The sequence below is a fragment of the Paenibacillus sp. VTT E-133291 genome, assembly GCF_002264395.1.
Taxonomy (GTDB): domain Bacteria; phylum Bacillota; class Bacilli; order Paenibacillales; family Paenibacillaceae; genus Paenibacillus_AQ; species Paenibacillus_AQ nitricinens.
This window is the reverse complement of the sequence record NZ_NFVA01000066.1, coordinates 18,150-37,698: the sequence shown is the minus strand read 5'-3', so window position 1 is coordinate 37,698 and position 19,549 is coordinate 18,150. Positions and strand designations below refer to the sequence as shown.

Below are 19,549 nucleotides of genomic sequence, written 5' to 3'. Positions count from 1 at the left end.
CGAACTCAAAGTAGCCTATGCTAACAAAACTTTTAGGAGATGAAAAATTTGGATTTTAAAGATAGTATTCGCGTGATTCCTGATTTCCCAAAAGAAGGTATTAGCTTTAAAGACATCACCACTTTGCTAAAAGACGGTGATGCATATCGCCAGGCCATTGATGCCCTGAAAGCACTTGTATCCCACTTAGAAATCGATGTGATCGCTGGACCGGAAGCACGTGGTTTTGTAGTTGGCGCACCTCTCGCATATGCATTGGGTGTAGGTTTTGTGCCAATTCGTAAGAGTGGTAAACTGCCGTATGAGACGATCGAGGTTGGATATGATCTTGAATATGGTAAAGATACACTTGCTGTTCACACGGATGCCATTAAGCCTGGACAAAATGTACTGATTGCTGATGACTTGTTAGCAACAGGAGGTACTATAGCTACTTCGGTTAGCCTTGTGGAGCAGCTTGGCGGTAAAGTGGTAGGCGCAGCGTTTTTGATTGAATTGGTTGAGCTTGCTGGACGTAATAAGCTTTCCGGAATTGAAGTTATGACATTAGTTGATTACGAAGATTAATACGATATAATTGTCTTTTCCCGGGAAATAAATCGGGATTTATGTATCGAATCATGTGGAAAAGTGCAAACAACAGCAATTCTCTGTCACTACTTGCGGAGGGTTGCTGTTTTTCAATTTTTTGATCAAAAGAGACACAAAAAAAAGACTGCTCAATCCATAAAATGGATCTGAAGCAGTCTTTTTGAATGATTAATTCATAAATAAATTAGTGAGCTGCTTTATCGCTTTCTCCACCTTCATTTGACAGTCCAAGAACTTCAATGAGTTTGAAGAATAAGGCTAGAACGATACCAACAATTGTAGCTAGAGCCATACCACTGAGTTTTACGCTACCCATAGTAAGGGTTGTACCACTAATTCCGACAACAAGCACCAGCGTAGCCATAATCATGTTAGTAGCTTTGGAAAAATCAACTTTTTGCTCTACGAAGATTCGCAGACCGGATGCGGCAATTACACCGAACAACAGTAGTGATACGCCGCCCATTACAGGTGTCGGTATGTTAGCGATAACGGAGGAGAAAGTACCAGAGAACGATAGCAGAATTGCAATCACTGCTGCGCCACCGATCACATATACAGAATAAACTTTAGTTAATGCCATAACACCGATGTTCTCACCGTAGGTTGTATTTGGAGTAGAACCGATAAAACCGGAGATAATTGTAGATATCCCGTTACCCATCAGAGATCGATCAAGTCCAGGGTCTTTAGCCAGATCTCTGCCAACAATATTGCTGGTTACAAGTAAGTGTCCAATATGTTCAACGATTACTACTAGCGATACTGGGATGATAGTCAGGATAACATTCCAATCGAAGGATGGAGTAACAAGGGTAGGGTGCGCTAAAAAATTCGCATTAGATATTGCAGCCGTATCCACCATTTTCATAATATAAGCTAAACCATAACCAGTTACGATACCGATGAGGATGTGAATGATCTTTGGGAAACCGCGGAAGAGTACAGCTCCAATTACGGTTACGCCCAGTGTCACCATAGAAAGCGTGATTGCTTTGCCATCTGGAGTCCAGTCTGCAACTGCAACACCTTCAGGGGCAATAAGTCCTGCCATTCGCGCGGCAACAGGCACAAGTTCAAGTCCGATCGTTGCTACGATAGCTCCCATTACTGCTGGAGGAAAGACAACATCGATCCATTTTGTTCCAGCATAACGGATGATTAAAGCAACGAGCACAAAGATAACACCAGTGATGATGAAAGCGCCCAAAGCAAGAGAGTACCCTTTCATATGATCATCTTTATGATCGGCAAGTACTGATAATACGGGGGCGATAAATGCAAAGCTGGAGCCAAGGTAGGCAGGTATTTTACCACGGCAAATCCAAATGTATAGCAGTGTGCCGATACCGTTCATCAGCAAAATCATGCCAGGGTCAACCCCGAACAAGTTAGGCACTAGCACTGTACTGCCAAACATGGCGAACAAATGCTGTAGGCTTAATAGAAAACCGGGGCCCCATGGAAGTTTTTCATTAACTTGAATTTCGCGTTGCAATGGAGTTCACTCCTCTTTCTTAATGGATATGATGTTGTCCAGCGAAAATCCGCCTTTACTAGATTAAATAGAACGGGACATTTTTACAACAACATTTTCACAAGTGTTATTAATTTGTCCGATTTTCATATCTTTTACTTCTTGAATACCATGAGATGGCAAGTGTTGACGTAATCCTTCGTAAGCGTCATAATTATAGACAACTTTGAACAAGAGCGTAAGTTGCTTGCGAAATGATTGGAACCTGCAGATTTCAGAATGATTGCGGGTTCATTTTATTATAGAAAGGAAACGGATACGACGAGAATGGGCATAGAGCGATTAATTGATAAGGCTGGCGCCTATATAAAAGATAAAGATCTTCTCCGCATCCGGGAAGCTTATGAATTTGCCGATCAGGCTCATCACGGGCAGATCCGCAAGTCGGGGGAGCCATACATTCTGCATCCGCTGGCGGTGGCAGATATTGTCGTCAATATGCAAATGGATGTTATATCTATTGTTGCGGCGCTTTTGCATGATGTTGTGGAAGATACGACGGTCTCATTGGAACAAATCCGCGCGAAATTTGGCGATACCTGCGCGATGCTTGTGGATGGCTTAACTAAGCTGGAACGCATCCGTTTTCGCTCAAAGGAAGAGCAGCAGAACGAGAATTACCGTAAGATGTTTATTGCAATGGCTCAGGATATCCGGGTCATCGTTATCAAACTAGCGGACCGACTGCATAATATGCGTACGTTAAAGTATCAATCTGAAGAGAGCCAGCGTCGTATTTCTTACGAAACGTTGGAGATTTTCTGTCCTGTGGCTGATCGACTGGGGATTTCCGCGATTAAGTGGGAGATGGAGGATATTGCGCTTCGTTACTTGAATCCGCAGCAGTATTATCGCATTGCTAATCTGGTGCATAAGAAGCGGGCAGAACGTGAGCAATTTATCGACAGTGTAATTGGCCGTATTCGTGCCAAGCTGGATGAAATGGGCATTGAAGGTGATCTTTCAGGCCGTCCGAAGCATATCTACAGCGTCTATAACAAAATGAGTACGAAGAACAAACAGTTTAATGAGATCTATGACCTATTGGCCATCCGTATCATTGTGGATAATATCAAGGATTGTTATGCAACCCTCGGAATTATTCATACCCTTTGGAAGCCAATGCCAGGTCGATTCAAAGATTATATAGCTATGCCCAAAGCGAATATGTATCAATCTTTGCATACTACAGTGGTAGGTCCTGGTGGAGAGCCAACTGAAGTGCAAATTCGCACTTGGGAAATGCATCGCACGGCTGAGTACGGGATCGCAGCGCACTGGGCATACAAAGAAGGAACCAGCAATAATGTGAATCCAGAGAATCGGATGCCTTTTTTTCGGGAAATATTGGAGCTGCAGCATGAGGCTAAGGATGCCGAAGAGTTCGTAAAATCACTCAAAATGGATTTTTTCTCGGATCTCGTGTTCGTATTTACGCCTAAAGGCGAGGTTATTGAGCTTCCTGCGGGCTCTGTACCGCTTGATTTCGCTTTCCGTATTCATACGGAAGTGGGGAATCGCACAATCGGTTCTAAGGTGAACGGGCGAATCGTGCCGCTGGATCACAAGCTGAAGACAGGCGATATCGTTGAGATACTGACGTCTAAGCATTCTTACGGACCAAGCCGCGACTGGCTCAAGATTGCCCAATCCTCACATGCACGGAGCAAAATTAAGCAATGGTTCAAAAAAGAAAAACGTGAGGAAAATGTCGAAAAAGGTCGCGAAGCGATTGAACGTGAGCTGAAGCGTCTGAATGTCGAGGTTTCTGAGTGGATTTCCGATGAGAAACTATTAGAAGCTGCAAAGAAATTCGCTTTTAACGATGTTGAGGATATGTTATCTGCAGTTGGCTTTGGTGGAATTACCGCATCGCAGATTGCTTCCCGTTTGACAGAGAAGCTGCGCAGAGAGCAGGAAGAAGCCGCTAATCACTTAGAGCTCACCTCAGAGATGAAAGAGATTAAGTCTTCCGGCGAAAAACGTAATCAACCCACCAATGGCGTAAGTGTAAAAGGAATTGAGAATTTGCTCGTTCGTTTTGCACGATGTTGTAATCCGGTGCCGGGTGACGATATTGTAGGGTATGTTACACGGGGCCGGGGTGTATCTGTCCATCGCCAGGATTGTCCTAACATTCCGGGTGAAGGTGATGGAGAAGAAGCGGCAAGAGTGATTGAAGTAGAATGGGAAGGTACGATGGAAGCGAACTACAGTGTGGATATTGAGATTACAGGCCATGATCGTAATGGACTACTCAATGAAGTGCTGCAGGCAGTTTCCGAGAGTAAAACGAACATTTCTGCAGTCACTGGGCGCTCTGACAAGAATAAAATGGCAATGATTCATATGACCATTCTCATTCGTAACACGGAGCATCTGCAATCCGTTGTAGATAAAGTGAAACGAGTCAAGGATGTATATACAGTGAATCGGATCATGCAATAGGGCAAGGAGCGAGTAGTACGATGAGAGTTGTAGTACAGCGTTGTAAGGACGCCAAAGTAACCGTGGATAGGGCAGTGACCGGAGAGATTGGCAAAGGTTTGATGCTGCTTGTTGGCGTTACGCATGAAGATACAGAAAAGGATGCCAAATATTTGGCGGATAAAATAGCAGGACTACGTATTTTTGAAGATGATGCTGGTAAAATGAACTACAGTGTTACAGAGACTGAGGGAGCTATTCTTTCAGTGTCCCAATTTACTCTTTACGGGGATTGCCGTAAGGGGAGACGGCCGAATTTCATGGGAGCAGCAGCACCTGCGGAGGCCGAGCGACTTTATGATTATTTTAACCAAGAGCTTAGAGCTGGAGGACTTCAGGTAGAGACGGGCGTATTTGGAGCGATGATGGATGTATCGCTGACCAATTGGGGCCCGGTTACTCTTATTCTAGATAGTCGCAGTTAATAAGAAATTGTCGAAAATTGCTTCTGTATTTATTAGGACCTTAACATCAAAAAAATCAAATTTGCGTCCAACATAATTAGTCATGACTAATATGTTGGACGCTTTTTTTGTTATTGTAATATCCGTTCTCCGTTGGTGTAATCAATATAGTGATTTTAATTTGGCATTTCGCTGTCATTTTTTTGAAATTTGACCTACTTACTTCAACATAAGCCGATAAGTCGTCAGCTTGGGCTTGTTATCCACAAATGTGCTCGTCGAGACCATTATTTGCTTGCCAGAAGGGCTCCAGGCGACGGTTGCGACATCCTGGAAATCTCCGAGCTGCTCGATCTTGCCGGTCTTTGCATTCGCAACGTAGACACCGTTCATGCCGTCCTTGTCCTTGTTATACACGGCGAACGCCAAGTACGAGCTATCCGGGGACCAATCGAAGGCGTACATCTGAGTCGTCACGGTGAGCTTAGTCTGCTGCGAGGTGTCGTTCGAGTTCATGAGGAACAGCGTGCGTTCCGTATCCCCCGTACTCTTCAGCATGGCCAACTGATTGCCGTCAGGTGACAGCGACATTCTCCAGACGGATTTGTCCACGATCGTCTCTTTCTTCGTCTCCAGATTGTAGGCCGACAATGTGTTATCAAGACTAGGGTTGACGTAGAAGAGCGTATTTCCGGTCTTTGCTGCATAATCGAATATGATGTTTTTATCTTTGCTAAGCAATACCTCGTCTTTACTGTCTGTCCCAACCTGTAGAATAGCACCCTTACCGTTGCCGACGATCAGATGACTGGAGTCTGTCCACTGGCCCCATTCCTGTCCGCCCTTATCCTGATCCGTGACTAGTCGGCTAGTTCCGGTTGGCACATGTACAAGGACACCGCGGCCACCGTCCATCATGAACGAGGTATTTTCATGGAAAAAGACATATTGGCCGTCCGGCGAGACTATTGGACTCTCATGCACGCGGTCTTCGCTTGGTTTCAGCGCCTTGACCTGTTTCGTTTTCAAATTGTAAATGTACAGCTGGGCAGGCTTCATCGGACCGGAGTCAGAATCAATCTTCTTTGCGTCCGGATTCGTCTGGGCAATTAACAATTCGTTCTCGTTCAGCCAATCTTGCGCATACAGGCCGTCAAGTCGCTCGAGTTGATCCATGGTGATTGATTTATCGGCTTGCGAATAAGACTTCTCTGGCTTGTTCTTGTCGATGACGGTAACTGGCGGTTCATTAGTTGCTCCCCCGCCGTTATTCTGTGTTGTGCTGCTGCAGCCTGCGATCCCAACCGCTAGTATTACGATCCCAATTTGTTTCATCTTCATGATTAATGTATCTCCTTCTAAGTTGTGTTATAAATCTGATAAGAGTGTACCAACAGGATGTCTCCACAATATTTCGAATTGTTTCCAAGTTGTAAACGTACCGAGACTTGGCGGAGGGAGAAGTTGGACTTATACAGAATCATGATGATAGAGAGGAAACTGTACTTCAAACATGCTTCCAGTGGTGTCCGACCGTTTCAATTGTATGATTCCTTTTTGCTTCTCCACCCATTGCTGAACGAGAGCAAGTCCCAAGCCACTTCCTCTCGTTTCTTTTGAACGCGCCTTGTTCGCGGTGTAGAAGGGTTCAAAAATACGTTCCTGGGATTCAGAAGGAATGCCAATTCCCGTATCAACAATTTCTACCTTTGCCTGATTCTGTTCGGTATACAATCGAATATTGACGCTTCCACCGGGGACGTTGTATTTGATCGCGTTGTCCAGCAAATTAACGAAGATGTGTATTAAACTCTCGCGTTCCGCCCATATGGTGGCTGGTACTGTGTGAAGCTGAAAGGTTAGTCCGAATTTGTCGGCCTTGCCTTTCATCAGAGAGACCAGCTCGTCCAGCACGATATCAAGTGACACGGCTTCAGCCTGGTATTCGAATTCGTACTTCTCGAGTGAGGCAAGGCGCAGCGCGTTTTCCACTAGCTTGTGTAGTCTAGACGATTCCTTGCGAATGCTTTCAATCGCTTGCTGAAGCAGTAAAGGATCATCTGGGTACAGCTCCAGTAGATCGGCATATGCAGTAATAGAAGTGAGAGGTGTCTTAAGTTCATGACTAATATTATTAATGAATTGCTTCTGTTGCTGCTCCAACACTTGCAGCTTGTCTACGACAAGCGATAGCTTCGCTTTCTCCGTTTCTAACTTCTTCATGCTCGATTCAATCTCACGGCTCATCCTATAAATGCCCTCGCTTAAGTCGCCAAGTTCATCCTTACGGACTAGCGGTGCATGATCAATATACGCTCCTGCTCCAATGTTGTTCGCCGTCTGCTTGAGCCGAGTTATAGCTTTAGATTGTCGGTAGACATAGAGGAAGCCAAGCAGGAAGCTGGCTAACAGAACGATGGAGCCGGATAGGAGGAACATTGTTTTTGTCTGCCGGTAAAAGGCGTGCAGCTCGCCCACGGGTTTCTGGAATTCAACTACAGCGATCATTTGTTCCTCGAACATGAGGGGTGTGAAATAATATAGCACGTCCTGAACGTCCGAATAAGCGATCTTGCCCTGGAGTGCATACTGCAGCGCATCCGGCAGAGCAGGGGAAGGAACGAGAGGCAGTGAATTCCCGATCTCGACACCGGTCTCATCGTACAGGCGGACGTGCAGTCCGTTGGATTGCCCTAATCGATTGGAAAGATCCATGCCACGATATTTCATGAATGCCTTCAAGCTAACCTGTTCCCCGGACAAGTAGCTCATCTTCACCGTCAATTCGGCGCGGTTCGTCATCTCCGCCATTTCACGCTCTAGTCCAATGCGTTGGTTGTGACGGATACTGCGTAGTACTAGCACACTAAGTACGCTCACCGTGAACAACAGGAGGCCAGCGAGCAGCAGGGAGAACTTCCATCGTAAGCTCACCTTCATACGGACTCCCGGGTGGCCTTGTAACCTACTCCGTATACGGTCTGGAGCAGATGTTGACCTTTGTCGCCAAGCTTACTACGGATGCGCTGTATATGAATGTCGACCGTGCGTGTGCCCCCGTCATAGTCGAGCCCCCAGACAAGATCCAGCAGTTCCTCGCGCGTGTATACCCGTTCCGAATGGAGGACGAGCAGGTGTAGCAGCTCGAATTCTTTGGGCGTCAGCCCCACCTTCTCACCCGCCACCTGTACGTCTCGATGTGACGGATTCACTGTCACCGCACCAATCATGATGGGACTGTCGGAGGGAGCATGTTCCACGCTTTTCTCGACACGACGGTGCAGCGCTCTAACTCGGGCGACGAGCTCCCGAATATCGAACGGCTTGGTCATATAATCATCAGCCCCCAGCTCCAGACCAAGTACTTTGTCTACAATGTCGTTCTTGACCGTGAGCAGCAGTATGCCAATCCCTCTCCGGTTCTCCAGCCGACGGCACACATCATAACCAGACAGCCCTGGCATCATGACGTCCAGTACGAACACTTGCGGCTGGAACGATTCGGCAAGCCTAAGCGCGGCTTCGCCGTCAGCGGCCGTTTCGACCTGAAAGCCTTCCCGCCGCAATGCATAGGCGATTGCTGTCACGATAGAGTATTCATCGTCTACGACCAGCACTCTTTTATCCATGCTGTTAATTATTTCCACCTCGCTACAGTTGTCTTGATACGCCTATTCTACATATTGCGCTCAGCAAAAGCGAACCCATTGGGGGAGCACAAACCCGGATCAAACAGTATAGCCTAAATTCCAGTAAGCCTCCTTTTTCTGATGGCTACAAGTGTCCTGCGCCTAAAAGTCTGCTTGTTTCTGTTGTTGTAAGTAGATACTTGCGCGGATAGACCCTCTTGGAGCTGGATAAACTAAAGGTAGACAGTTATCCCGCACGATGCAAGGAGCTTAGCAATGAGACATTCACAGAAGGCATGGGTATGGAGAAGTATCCCGGTACTAGCGACAGGGAGTCCCGTAGAAGCCTATGCATTAGCCAAAAAGCCGGAAGATGAAATTGAATCTCAGGTGATTAAAGGAAGAAGCCGTAATCGCTTACCGCGTACCTGAAATGGGTGGTGGAGGCGGCTTTTTGATGCGGTTAGCCGGGGATATTTTCTGATTAGAGGTTAGAAATCATTGTGATAAGGGTAATAGACGACAAGAAAGATCAATAAGTACCTATTCATTTGCACAAGCAGAGAGGAGAACTTATCACATGAGTAATGTTGCATTTTTACTAGCTAATGATTTTGAAGATTCTGAGATGAAGGTCCCTTACGATGAAGTTATAAAGGCAGGACATCAAGCTGACATTATTGGTTTAAAGAAAGGTGAGACCTTACTGGGCAAAAAGAAGGAGGTCTCCTACGCAGCCGATAAAGCTATAGCTGACGTTGAAGCAGGTAATTATGACGCGATAGTAATTCCTGGAGGCTCTTCCCCAGAAAATTTACGGCAAAATGCAGATATTTTGAAGTTTGTGAAAGAAGCAAACGAAGCTGGTAAGCCTATCGCTTCTATTTGCCACGGACCCCAAATTCTGATCAGTGCAGACTTGCTCAAAGGACGTACCATCACCTGTTATCCTCCGTTGAAAGATGATGTTGTGAACGCCGGTGCGGAGTTTAAAAATGAAGAGGTGGTAGTTGATCGTAATTACATTACTTCACGTACCCCGAAAGATGAGCCTGCCTTCGTTCGTGAAATTTTGAAGGTCCTGAAATAGCAATTTATAACACTGAGTCTTATAATCTAAGGAGGTAATGGTAATGACCAGAAAAATCCAAGCATATTTTAGAACGGAAAATGAAGCAGAAGGTGCTAAAATAGCATTGATTAGTTATAAGGTAGATGGCTTGGAGGTATGGCCGCTCACGGACCCTATTGGGGAAGATCGTAGAATTCTGTTTCCGATAGCCCCGTTTAGTAATACGACGTTAGCGGCTGGTACAGTAGGGACGCTTGGAACGGGCAGCACTCCGGCAGCTGGAGCTATGTTGGCCCCTGGTGTTGCCGCCTCAGAAACGCGTGATGAACCTGAGACCCATTATAGCGTGGATGAAGACCAGCTTAGTGCGGATGTAGCAGATGGTGAGCTCGAAGATGGGGATTTAAGTGAACTTCGTTATGTGATGGACCTAAGTGTCGCAGAAGAGAATTATAATGAGGTTGTGGAAACCCTTCGGGGCAAAGGGGCATTTGTGGAGCAATTTGATTAACAGCAATCTATTAAAATAAACCGCTTTCATGAATGTAATATAATCGTAATATTACATACATGTTTCCTTAATATAGCGTGTTTATAATAAAGGCATGACCCCCTTTTTAATAATATATGATGATGGACCTGCAGCATTCGGCTGCAGGTCATTTTTTTTGTAACAGTTGAAGTTAAAGGTCAAAAGTTGAAAGTTGTCGAATTTTTTATTCAGCTTCGCATTTCCTGCCTTGACTTTAGCACAGTAGTTCAGTAGAATTTAAAAATATACGATTTTATCATATGGTTTTGATGACGGGAACAAGTAATTCGAGGACCCACAACGCCAGAGAGGAATCCCCTGTAGATTCAGATGATATCCAGTACAATGGATGATCTATCGTTTCTGCTTGGCTGCAAGGATTCTGTTGATGAGCGAATGAATGACCTCCCCGAGAACGTACGGCGAAAGTGGGCAATGCATATTGCCGCGATCAGTAGCCGTTATGCGTAGGCGGGCGTTAACCGCTTTGAGCGGATTCAGAATGGTTCTGGTCCGGAATGTGGGTGGTACCACGGGTGTATTATTGGTTATGATAATCCCTCGTCCCTGTTTTTTATAAACAGGGCGGGGGATTTTTTGTTTTGTTTAGCCTGATGAAGTGATGAAGAGAGCAGATTTAGAGGGGTATTTTTTAGGAGGGATAGACTGTGGCTAAAGAAAGATTCGAGAAACCTACAGGAACGCAGGATGTGCTTCCGGGAGCTGTGGAGAAATGGCAGTATATTGAGGGGAAGGCTAGAGATTTATGCCGTCGTTTCAATTACCGTGAAATCCGTACACCGATGTTCGAGCACACGGGGTTATTCGAGCGTGGAGTAGGCGAAACAACGGATATTGTAGAAGGCGAGATGTACACTTTCAAGGATAAAGGCGATCGTGATCTGGCGCTTCGTCCAGAAGGAACGGCGGGTGTCGTTAGAGCTTATGTTCAGAACAAGCTTTACGGTGAACCTGATGTAAGTAAGCTGTATTATATCGGACCTATGTTCCGTTATGAGCGTCCACAGGCAGGCAGATATCGTCAATTCCATCAGTTTGGTATTGAGGCTTTTGGAGCTGTGGATCCGGCTATTGATGCGGAAGTAGTATCCTTAGGCTATCAATTCTATAAGGATCTTGGCCTTAAGGATGTAAGAGTGGAAATCAATTCTGTCGGTAATGCACCTAGCCGTGCAGCTTATCGGGAGAAACTATTGGGTTTCTTAAGACCTATGAAGGATACCCTTTGCAGTGACTGTCAGCGTCGTATGGAGCGTAATCCGCTTCGCGTGCTGGATTGTAAGGTCGATCAAGATAAATTTACAGATGCGCCTTCCATTTTGGATAGTCTGGACGAAGAGTGCACCGCTCATTTTGAGAAGGTGAAGATGCACCTTGATATCATGGGTGTGGAATTCACCATTAACCCTCGCCTTGTAAGAGGACTGGATTATTACACGCATACAGCGTTTGAATATAAAGCAGCAGGTATTGGTTCGATTGATACCGTGGGCGGCGGAGGCCGGTACAACGGTTTGGTTGAAGAAATTGGTGGACCGGATCAACCGGGTATTGGTTTTGGGATTGGACTTGAACGAATTCTCCTCATTTTGGAGGATCAGAAGGTAGAGCTGGAGACGGCGAAGCCACTGGATGTGTACTTTGTAGCTCTCGGTGAAGAAGCTGATATCGAAATCTCTAAGCAACTATATATTCTGCGTAGCCAAGGGTACTCAGCAGAACGTGACTACCTAGGCCGGAAAATGAAGGCACAGATGAAATCGGCAGACCGTATGTCGGCACGTTATACTGCGATTCTTGGCGAAGATGAGCTGAAGAATGGTGTGATTACCGTGAAGTCGATGAACACAGGGGAGCAGCGCACGGTGAAGCTGGAAGAGCTGGGTCAGGCACTAGTTTAGACCATCTGACTAACGTCTTAGGGTGACTGTATAGAGAAAGATTAAAAATGTATTTTTAACCATGAAGGGGAATGATAAATTATGCAAAGAAGTCATCAGTGTGGACAGTTAACACCAGAACATATTGGACAGACGGTAACCTTGAACGGATGGGTGCAGACCCGCCGCGACCTCGGGGGCGTACTATTTATTGATCTGCGTGACAGAAGCGGTATTGTGCAAGTTGTATTTAACCCAGACTACTCTGGCGAAGCCTTACAAATTGCTGATAAGGTTCGTAGTGAATACGTTCTGGCTGTTAAAGGTAAAGTTGTTAAACGTGATGAGGAAACCGTTAACCGCAACCTGCCAACAGGTGAAATTGAAGTGCAAATTACGGATATCGAAGTGCTGAACGCAGCTAAGACACCTCCGTTCTTCATCGAAGATGGTGTGGAAGTAGACGAGTCTCTGCGTCTCAAATATCGTTATTTGGACCTTCGTCGTCCAGAGATGCAAAGAACCTTGCTGCTTCGCTCGAAAGCTTCTAAGATTTTCCGGGATTTCCTTGACAGTGAAGGATTCATCGACGTTGAAACACCGATCCTAACTAAAAGCTCACCGGAAGGCGCGCGTGATTATCTGGTACCAAGCCGTGTGCATGAAGGCGAATTCTTCGCTTTGCCGCAATCTCCACAAATCTACAAGCAATTATTGATGGTGGGCGGCGTTGAGCGCTATTACCAAATTGCTCGTTGTTTCCGTGATGAAGATTTGCGTGCTGACCGTCAGCCTGAATTCACTCAAGTCGACATTGAGACTTCATTCCTGTCACAAGATGAGCTGCTTGGTATGATGGAGAAGCTGATGCAGCGTCTGTTCAAGGAAACTGTAGGCGCAGATATCGAGCTTCCGTTCCAACGTTTGACTTATGCTGAGGCTATGGGCAAATACGGTTCTGACAAACCTGATCTGCGTTTTGGATTAGAGCTTGTAGAAATGAACGATATTGTTGCTACTAGCGGTGTTAAGGTATTCGCTTCTGTAATCGAAAAAGGCGGCGAAGTGAAATGTCTAAACGCTAAAGGCTGTGGCACTTGGACTCGTAAAGAAATCGATGAACTCGGACCTTATGCTGCTCGCTATGGCGCGAAAGGTTTGGCATGGATTCAAGTGAAAGACGGCGAATTCAAAGGGCCGATTGTGAAATTCTTCTCCGAAGAAGAAATTGCGGCTGTGAAGGAGCGTACAGGCGCTGAAGAAGGCGACCTTCTCCTCTTCTCCGCTGATAATAAAAAGGTTGTAGCAGACGTTCTAGGCGCCCTTCGTGTTAAAATTGGACGTCAGCTCGGTCTGATTGACGATAATGTGTTCAAGTTCGCTTGGGTTACAGACTTCCCGCTCCTTGGATATGACGAAGATCAGAAACGTTATGTAGCAGAACACCATCCGTTCACTCGTCCGCGTGAAGAGGATCTGCATCTATTTGACACAGATCCAGGTGCGATCCGTGCACAAGCTTATGACATCGTTCTGAACGGTTATGAAGTAGGCGGAGGCTCCATGCGGATTTACAAACGCGAAGTGCAGGAGAAAATGTTCGAAGCCCTTGGATTTACGAAAGAGGTTGCTTATGAGAAGTTCGGCTACCTGATGGATGCGTTCGAATATGGTACACCTCCACACGGCGGTATCGCTTTCGGTTTAGATCGTCTGGTTATGCTACTGACCGGCCGTACAAATCTGCGTGAAACCATCGCATTCCCGAAAACGGCAAGTGCAACAGACCTGCTTATGGATGCACCTTCGCCAGTAGATGGTTCACAATTGGAGCAGCTGCACATTAAGCTGGCGCTTAAACCGAAGAAAGAAAAAGAATAATTAACTAATCGAAGCGGGCGAGGCAGATTTCTGCTTCGCCAAAGCTTTTGAAGGAGGCTGTACCTCATGCTACATCAGTTCTCACGCACGGAACTGGCGATCGGGCCGGAAGGTCTGGAAATAATGAAGAACAGCACGGTAGCGGTGCTAGGCATCGGCGGTGTTGGCGGTATGGCTGTTGAGGCTTTGGCACGTACCGGCATCGGCAGACTAATTCTGATTGATAAGGATTCGGTAGACATTACTAATGTGAATCGGCAGATTCATGCTCTCACCACCACGGTTGGGCAGAAAAAGGCTGAACTGATGGTAGAACGTGTGAAGCTGATCAACCCCGATTGTGAAGCGATTGCGCTCAACATGTTCTATACGGAAGAAACCTATGAGGAATTGTTCAAATTAAAACCTGACTATGTACTCGATGCTTCGGATACGATTATTTATAAGGTTCATTTGATCAAAGAATGTCTGTCCCGTGGAATTCCAATGATCTCAAGCATGGGCGCTGCCAACAAAATGGATCCTACAAGATTCCAGGTAGCCGACATTTCCAAGACAACTTATGATCCTATTGCGCGTGTCATTCGTCAGAAGCTGCGTAAGGAAGGAATCAAGAAAGGCGTGAAGGTGGTTTTCTCAACCGAGCCGCCAATGAAGCCACGTCAGGATGTTACGGACAAGATCGTTCCGGAGAATGCGCCGGATCGACGTAAAGCGAAACAACCACCAGCTAGTAATGCCTTCGTTCCGCCGGTAGCAGGCCTGATCATGGTCAGTGTTGCCGTGCGTGATTTGCTTGAGGCTGGAGGCGTCAGCGTGTAAGTGAATCGCTGAGCTGAAGCTGTTTCAATTATAACGATAGTAGTAGTAAAATGGACCAAAAGGGCGACCAGCTGAAATCCAGTTGCGTACGCCCTTTTGTTGTGGTTAACAGGCGGGTCTGCAAGATGCAGACCACAAATAGGCATAATAGTTAAACCGGGATGAACCGTTGATTATAAGCCTTATTATCCGGTAATATCCGCCTGCGGAACTTAATATCAGTGGAGGTTTTAGTACATGAAATCAAATTTTTGGCGAAATAGTGTAGGGCTTGCACCTGAGAATGACTGGAAACGGGAGTGGGCTGCAGGGATCCTCTCGTATTTTGCTTCAGTATACATTGTGATGGTGAATGCGACCATTCTTCATGACGCGGGTATGCCGCTTAGACCAGCAATGGTGGCTACACTATTGACTGCCATTACAGGCTGTCTACTGATGGCTTTCGGTGGGAAGACACCGATCATCGTGGTACCAGGGATGGGGATAAACGCATTTTTCACATACACACTTGTACATTCTATGAATTTAGGTTGGAGAGAGGCGCTTACTGTAGTCGTAATAACCGGTGTGTTATTCGCTATCGTGGCCTTCACATCGCTCTATCGTATTCTGAGTGAGGCGATTCCTCAAAACCTACAGCATGCCATTACAGTCGGGATAGGGCTTTTTCTGACCTTTATAGGACTGCAAAAAAGCGGGATTGTGATTGCGCATCAGACCACATTTGTTGCTATAGGACATTTTAGTGATCCAGCAGTTATCACTTCCTGTGTAACTTTATTACTCGCTTTAGTACTGTTTATCCGCGGGACCAATGGTGGTTTACTAATCAGTATGCTGGTTGGTACAGGTCTAGCCTACTTGCTGGGAGCGGCACACGCGCCTGAGAAGCAGGCATCAGGGCATGTATTTACGGGTTATGAAAGCTTATTTCTGGGAATGGACTGGAGCGGCATTGTGAGCCTTGTGTTCTGGATTGCTGTTTTCTTACTGCTCTTAATTGTTGTATTTGAAAATATTGGGCTTGTCGCCTCACAGACTATGATGGCAGGGCGTCCTGAGCGCTTCAAGAGTAGCTTACGAGCACTCTCTATTGCCAATATCGCTGCAGGTCTCTTCGGAAGCAGTCCTGTAGTAGCTGCTGCGGAATCTAATGCAGGTATTGCTGCAGGTGGACGTTCGGGGCTGACCTCACTCGTGGCAGGGCTGCTGTTCGGGGCGACATTCCTGTTCCTCCCTCTGCTCTCCTACATTCCAGACAGTGCTATCGCTCCGATCTTGATTGTAATTGGTGGGCTTATGGTACAGAATGTGCGTGAAATGGATTTGGGAGATTTAACAGAGCTCTTTCCTTCTTTCCTGATCATGGTCATGATTCCATTCACTTATAGCATCGTAGATGGTATGGCTTTTGGATTTATTACGTATCCGATCGTGAAGCTTGCGGTGGGTAAGGGCAAGGAAGTACCTCCTGCGCTGTATGGGATTGCGGGTTTATTTGTAGCTAACTTTATTTTGCAAGCTGTGCTGTAGTCGTATGTTCGCTTGAAAGATTTGGTATTTTAGTGCTGATTATGCTACAATGGGTATCCTTTTTGCGTGAGAAGAGGGAATGAGGAGAATGAAAATTTAAGCTCGATAAACTTTTAGGAGGTAACTGAAATTGGAAGACAACTTTCAAAGTGCCTATCAAGAGGAAGAAGACAGGCTGAATCAAGCGCTTACTGAGATTGACACCTTACTGGAGAAACTTAACCAGACTCCAGTGTACACGGGACACGATTATACGGAACAGGTGTTAGAAGCGAACCGTGATCAGAAGCGCAAAGATCTTGCCAAGCTTCGGCAGGAGCCTTATTTCGGACGGCTTGATTTTCAGGGCAATGATGAGAAGCAGCGGAAGGCACTCTATATAGGCAAAATCGGCGTAGACCGCGAGCAGGTAAGCGACCGTCCGCTAGTCATAGACTGGCGCGCACCGGTAGCAAGCCTGTTCTATTCGTTTACCGGTGGTACGGAGCCTGCCTCCTATGAAGCTCCTGAGGGACTGATAGAAGGACTGGTATACCTCAAGCGCAACGTGGTGATCCGGAAGCAGATTCTGGAGCGGGTCGCAGATACGTACAACCGGGAGAGTGACGCACCTGTGGTGTCAGATGAGTTTCTCGTCTATCGCCTGGGTGAGAACAAAGATAATCGTCTCCGTGATATCGTATCGACCATTCAGGAAGAACAGGACAAGATTATCCGTGCCGCCAAAAATACAGCATTGATCATTCAGGGTGTAGCGGGAAGTGGTAAAACTACAGTTGCACTACACCGGTTAGCCTTTCTGCTGTATCAATACAAAGATCAGGTCTCTGCAGAAAAAATGATTATTTTTGCACCGAACCGAATGTTTCTGGATTATATTTCGGATGTACTGCCTGAACTCGGTGTAGGAAATATTGCCCAGAGCACCTTCCCGGATTGGGCTGCAAATGTACTAGGTCTGGAGCTTCCAGAGCAAGATGCTACGGAGACGATGAACCGTTGGTTCGAAACTCCGGGCGGCATGCCTGTGATTACAGAAGAGACGCCTGGGCGCTTCAAGGGATCAACGGTGTTAATGGGAATAATAGAGTCCAGTATCAAGCTATTGGAAAGCAGCTCGGTACCTGAGGGTGATTTTATCCCATGGGAAGGCGCTGTACTGCGCCGCTCCATGATCTTGCGCTGGCATAATGAGGAGTACGCTCCTTATCCGCCAGCAAAGCGTAAGGAACGTGTAATGGCACGGATACATCGCTGGATTGAGATGGAGCTGAAGAAGAGTCCGTCAGCTGCAGCTATGAAGGATCGCAAGAAAAAAGGTGCTGCGCGAGAAAAATCATACAGTGCAAAATGGCCTAAGTATGATCCGCTGACGATCTACAAGCAAATCTTTCGTGCGGCTAAAGTCCCGGAAGATTGGCCGGTGGATCCACCTGAGAATATTCCAGCAGCTGTGCTGAAGGAGACGGCAAAAGGGCTGAAAAAAGGGATCATACGTGAAGAGGATTTACCGCCTCTGTTGTATATTTATTATCTTTTGAATGGGAACGAAGGCGGCACTCGCTTTGATCATGTGGTGATCGATGAAGCCCAGGATTTCTCCCCCTTCCAAATTGCAGTGCTGGATTTATACGTGCGTGGACATTCCTTTACCATTCTAGGCGATCTGTCGCAGGGTATACATGCCTATAAAGGCGTACACGCATGGGAAGAGATGCAGGCCTTATTTGCCCCTGAGAACACGGCTTATCATGCGCTGACACGCAGCTATCGTTCAACCATGGAAATTATAGACTTCGCTAATGGAATTCTATCCTCGGGAGTAGAAAGTTCGTTGTTGGCTGTTCCTGTCTTTCGTAGCGGGGATCCCGTTCGGATGATCACCTACGGAGACGGAGAAATAGTCGGAGAACGGGTAGCTGAACGAAATGCTCGTTTGAACACTATACAATCGGCACTGAAGTCCCTGTCTGGAAGGGAATATCGTACGGTGGCTGTGCTAACACGTAGTCTGCGTGAAGCTACAGAGCTGTACGCTGAACTGGAGCAGCATTTTGAAGATATTCATCTGATCGACGGTAGCATGACGCAATATCAGGGTGGATTATCGGTACTACCTGTGTATTTATCTAAAGGTTTGGAATTTGATGCGGTCATTTTAGCAGATGCCGATCAAGACCATTACGGGGCAACGGCATGGGACGCAAAGTTGATGTATGTGGGCTGTACACGTGCTCTTCACGAGCTGTGGCTGCTCCATAATGGGGAAGTTCCTTCCTATGTGCAAACGGCGGCTGGAAGCGATTCTGAGGGCAATTAAGACTGGTGGAGAATGGTTATAACTGTTCTTGGTCTTGTAACTAACCTATAGGTATGGCTTAATAATAAGTGTCCGGCCGGGCAAGAACACTCTGGAAGGAGGCTGATTGAAATGATTTCAGTATACGAGGTGGTTTCCGTCTAAGACGGAAATCTGCTTAAAGCGAGGAGGCCGTCAGGCCTCCTTATTACTAACATAGACAGTACCACACAAATCCATAAGAACAATGAAAAATTAATTCGAATGTAGACGCTACCAAAAGGTTTTTATATAATGAAATTACGGATTTTTCCAAATATGAGGAGAAGAAAGGAGGCAGGTGACGTGGAAATTACTTTATCAGTAGTTGACGGACGCATAGGAACACACCTGTTGAAGGAGGAAATGCAAGTTGAGTTATGTAAATGGGAAGGATGTGCTCCCCCCTGGCTTGCTCAAAGAGCTTCAGGGATACATCCAAGGTGAACTGCTCTACATCCCGAAGAAAACGGAAGAGCGGGTTAGATGGGGCGAGAACAGCGGTTCGAGGAAAGAGATAGCAAACCGCAATGAGGAAATTTTCAGTTGTCATCGAAAAGGCGATTCCGTAGCAGAGCTTCAGAAGAAGTATCATCTGTCGGAAGAGAGTATTCGAAAAATCATATCAAAAATGAGGCTGGCAATAAATTGCTAGCGTACCATTCAAGCATAAACGCCTTTGGCATCCCTATAAGGACGGTAAGCGTTATGCGAGAAATAATAAGGATAAAGTATAGCGTGAAACCTATACTTTCTTATATTTTGAAAAAAGAGCATGGCTCCCGCCTTTCTAAGACGAGATCATGCTCTTTTTATTTT

Annotated in this window: 17 protein-coding genes; 13 read left to right on the top strand and 4 right to left on the bottom strand. The window is 46.2% G+C overall.

Translation table 11 applies throughout. From position 1 onward, the window contains the following. The first annotated feature begins 48 nt into the window (after positions 1-48). Positions 49-567, top strand: a complete 519-nt coding sequence (locus CA598_RS22500) for an adenine phosphoribosyltransferase (RefSeq protein WP_094873659.1) — start codon at positions 49-51, stop codon at positions 565-567. Positions 568-775: 208 nt separating this feature from the next. Here the strand turns inward: CA598_RS22500 and uraA are convergent, their stop codons facing one another. Continuing rightward, positions 776-2,089 carry a uracil permease gene (uraA, locus tag CA598_RS22495; RefSeq protein ID WP_094873661.1) on the bottom strand — a complete coding sequence of 438 codons (1,314 nt, stop codon included), beginning with the start codon at positions 2,087-2,089 and terminating at the stop codon, positions 776-778. Positions 2,090-2,395: 306 nt separating this feature from the next. Here uraA and CA598_RS22490 point away from each other — a divergent pair, with 306 nt between their 5' ends. Beyond that, positions 2,396-4,576 carry a RelA/SpoT family protein gene (locus CA598_RS22490; RefSeq protein ID WP_042132407.1) on the top strand — a complete coding sequence of 727 codons (2,181 nt, stop codon included), beginning with the start codon at positions 2,396-2,398 and terminating at the stop codon, positions 4,574-4,576. A 20-nt stretch (positions 4,577-4,596) separates the two neighbouring features. After that, a complete protein-coding gene (gene dtd, locus CA598_RS22485) occupies positions 4,597-5,040 on the top strand; it encodes a D-aminoacyl-tRNA deacylase (RefSeq protein ID WP_042130480.1) in 444 nt (147 codons plus the stop codon). A 198-nt stretch (positions 5,041-5,238) separates the two neighbouring features. On the opposite strand, the gene CA598_RS22480 is transcribed toward dtd, so the two are convergent. The 3 genes from CA598_RS22480 to CA598_RS22470 form a co-directional block, all read right to left on the bottom strand. Continuing rightward, complete coding sequence (locus CA598_RS22480; protein WP_094877952.1) at positions 5,239-6,360, bottom strand: TolB-like translocation protein; 1,122 nt, start codon at positions 6,358-6,360, stop codon at positions 5,239-5,241. Positions 6,361-6,489: 129 nt separating this feature from the next. Then, positions 6,490-7,953, bottom strand: coding sequence for a sensor histidine kinase (locus tag CA598_RS22475; RefSeq protein ID WP_179283734.1), 1,464 nt, complete (start codon positions 7,951-7,953; stop codon positions 6,490-6,492). 2 nt (positions 7,954-7,955) lie between these two features. Then, the gene (locus CA598_RS22470; RefSeq protein WP_094873669.1) at positions 7,956-8,648 is read right to left on the bottom strand and encodes a response regulator transcription factor; all 693 of its coding nucleotides are present in this window, start codon (positions 8,646-8,648) and stop codon (positions 7,956-7,958) included. 276 nt (positions 8,649-8,924) lie between these two features. Here CA598_RS22470 and CA598_RS32375 point away from each other — a divergent pair, with 276 nt between their 5' ends. The 10 genes from CA598_RS32375 to CA598_RS22430 all read left to right on the top strand — a co-directional run bounded on the left by CA598_RS32375 (position 8,925) and on the right by CA598_RS22430 (position 19,385). Beyond that, positions 8,925-9,080, top strand: a complete 156-nt coding sequence (locus CA598_RS32375; protein ID WP_179283733.1) for a hypothetical protein — start codon at positions 8,925-8,927, stop codon at positions 9,078-9,080. A gap of 148 nt (positions 9,081-9,228) precedes the next feature. Then, positions 9,229-9,738: a type 1 glutamine amidotransferase domain-containing protein gene (locus tag CA598_RS22465; protein WP_094877950.1), complete on the top strand. Its 510-nt coding sequence runs from the start codon at positions 9,229-9,231 to the stop codon at positions 9,736-9,738. A gap of 43 nt (positions 9,739-9,781) precedes the next feature. Next, positions 9,782-10,231, top strand: coding sequence for a hypothetical protein (locus CA598_RS22460; RefSeq protein WP_094873673.1), 450 nt, complete (start codon positions 9,782-9,784; stop codon positions 10,229-10,231). Positions 10,232-10,597: 366 nt separating this feature from the next. Then, the gene (locus tag CA598_RS33065; protein WP_256990000.1) at positions 10,598-10,723 is read left to right on the top strand and encodes a hypothetical protein; all 126 of its coding nucleotides are present in this window, start codon (positions 10,598-10,600) and stop codon (positions 10,721-10,723) included. Positions 10,724-10,920: 197 nt separating this feature from the next. Continuing rightward, the gene (gene hisS, locus CA598_RS22455) at positions 10,921-12,174 is read left to right on the top strand and encodes a histidine--tRNA ligase (RefSeq protein ID WP_094877949.1); all 1,254 of its coding nucleotides are present in this window, start codon (positions 10,921-10,923) and stop codon (positions 12,172-12,174) included. 81 nt (positions 12,175-12,255) lie between these two features. Beyond that, complete coding sequence (aspS, locus tag CA598_RS22450) at positions 12,256-14,034, top strand: aspartate--tRNA ligase (RefSeq protein ID WP_094873677.1); 1,779 nt, start codon at positions 12,256-12,258, stop codon at positions 14,032-14,034. A gap of 66 nt (positions 14,035-14,100) precedes the next feature. Further along, the gene (locus tag CA598_RS22445; RefSeq protein ID WP_094873679.1) at positions 14,101-14,856 is read left to right on the top strand and encodes a tRNA threonylcarbamoyladenosine dehydratase; all 756 of its coding nucleotides are present in this window, start codon (positions 14,101-14,103) and stop codon (positions 14,854-14,856) included. Positions 14,857-15,093: 237 nt separating this feature from the next. Continuing rightward, the gene (locus CA598_RS22440) at positions 15,094-16,392 is read left to right on the top strand and encodes an NCS2 family permease (protein ID WP_042191085.1); all 1,299 of its coding nucleotides are present in this window, start codon (positions 15,094-15,096) and stop codon (positions 16,390-16,392) included. A 130-nt stretch (positions 16,393-16,522) separates the two neighbouring features. After that, the gene (locus CA598_RS22435; protein ID WP_094877948.1) at positions 16,523-18,712 is read left to right on the top strand and encodes a HelD family protein; all 2,190 of its coding nucleotides are present in this window, start codon (positions 16,523-16,525) and stop codon (positions 18,710-18,712) included. Positions 18,713-19,103: 391 nt separating this feature from the next. After that, a complete protein-coding gene (locus tag CA598_RS22430; RefSeq protein WP_042191081.1) occupies positions 19,104-19,385 on the top strand; it encodes a CD3324 family protein in 282 nt (93 codons plus the stop codon). The last annotated feature ends 164 nt before the right edge of the window (positions 19,386-19,549 follow it).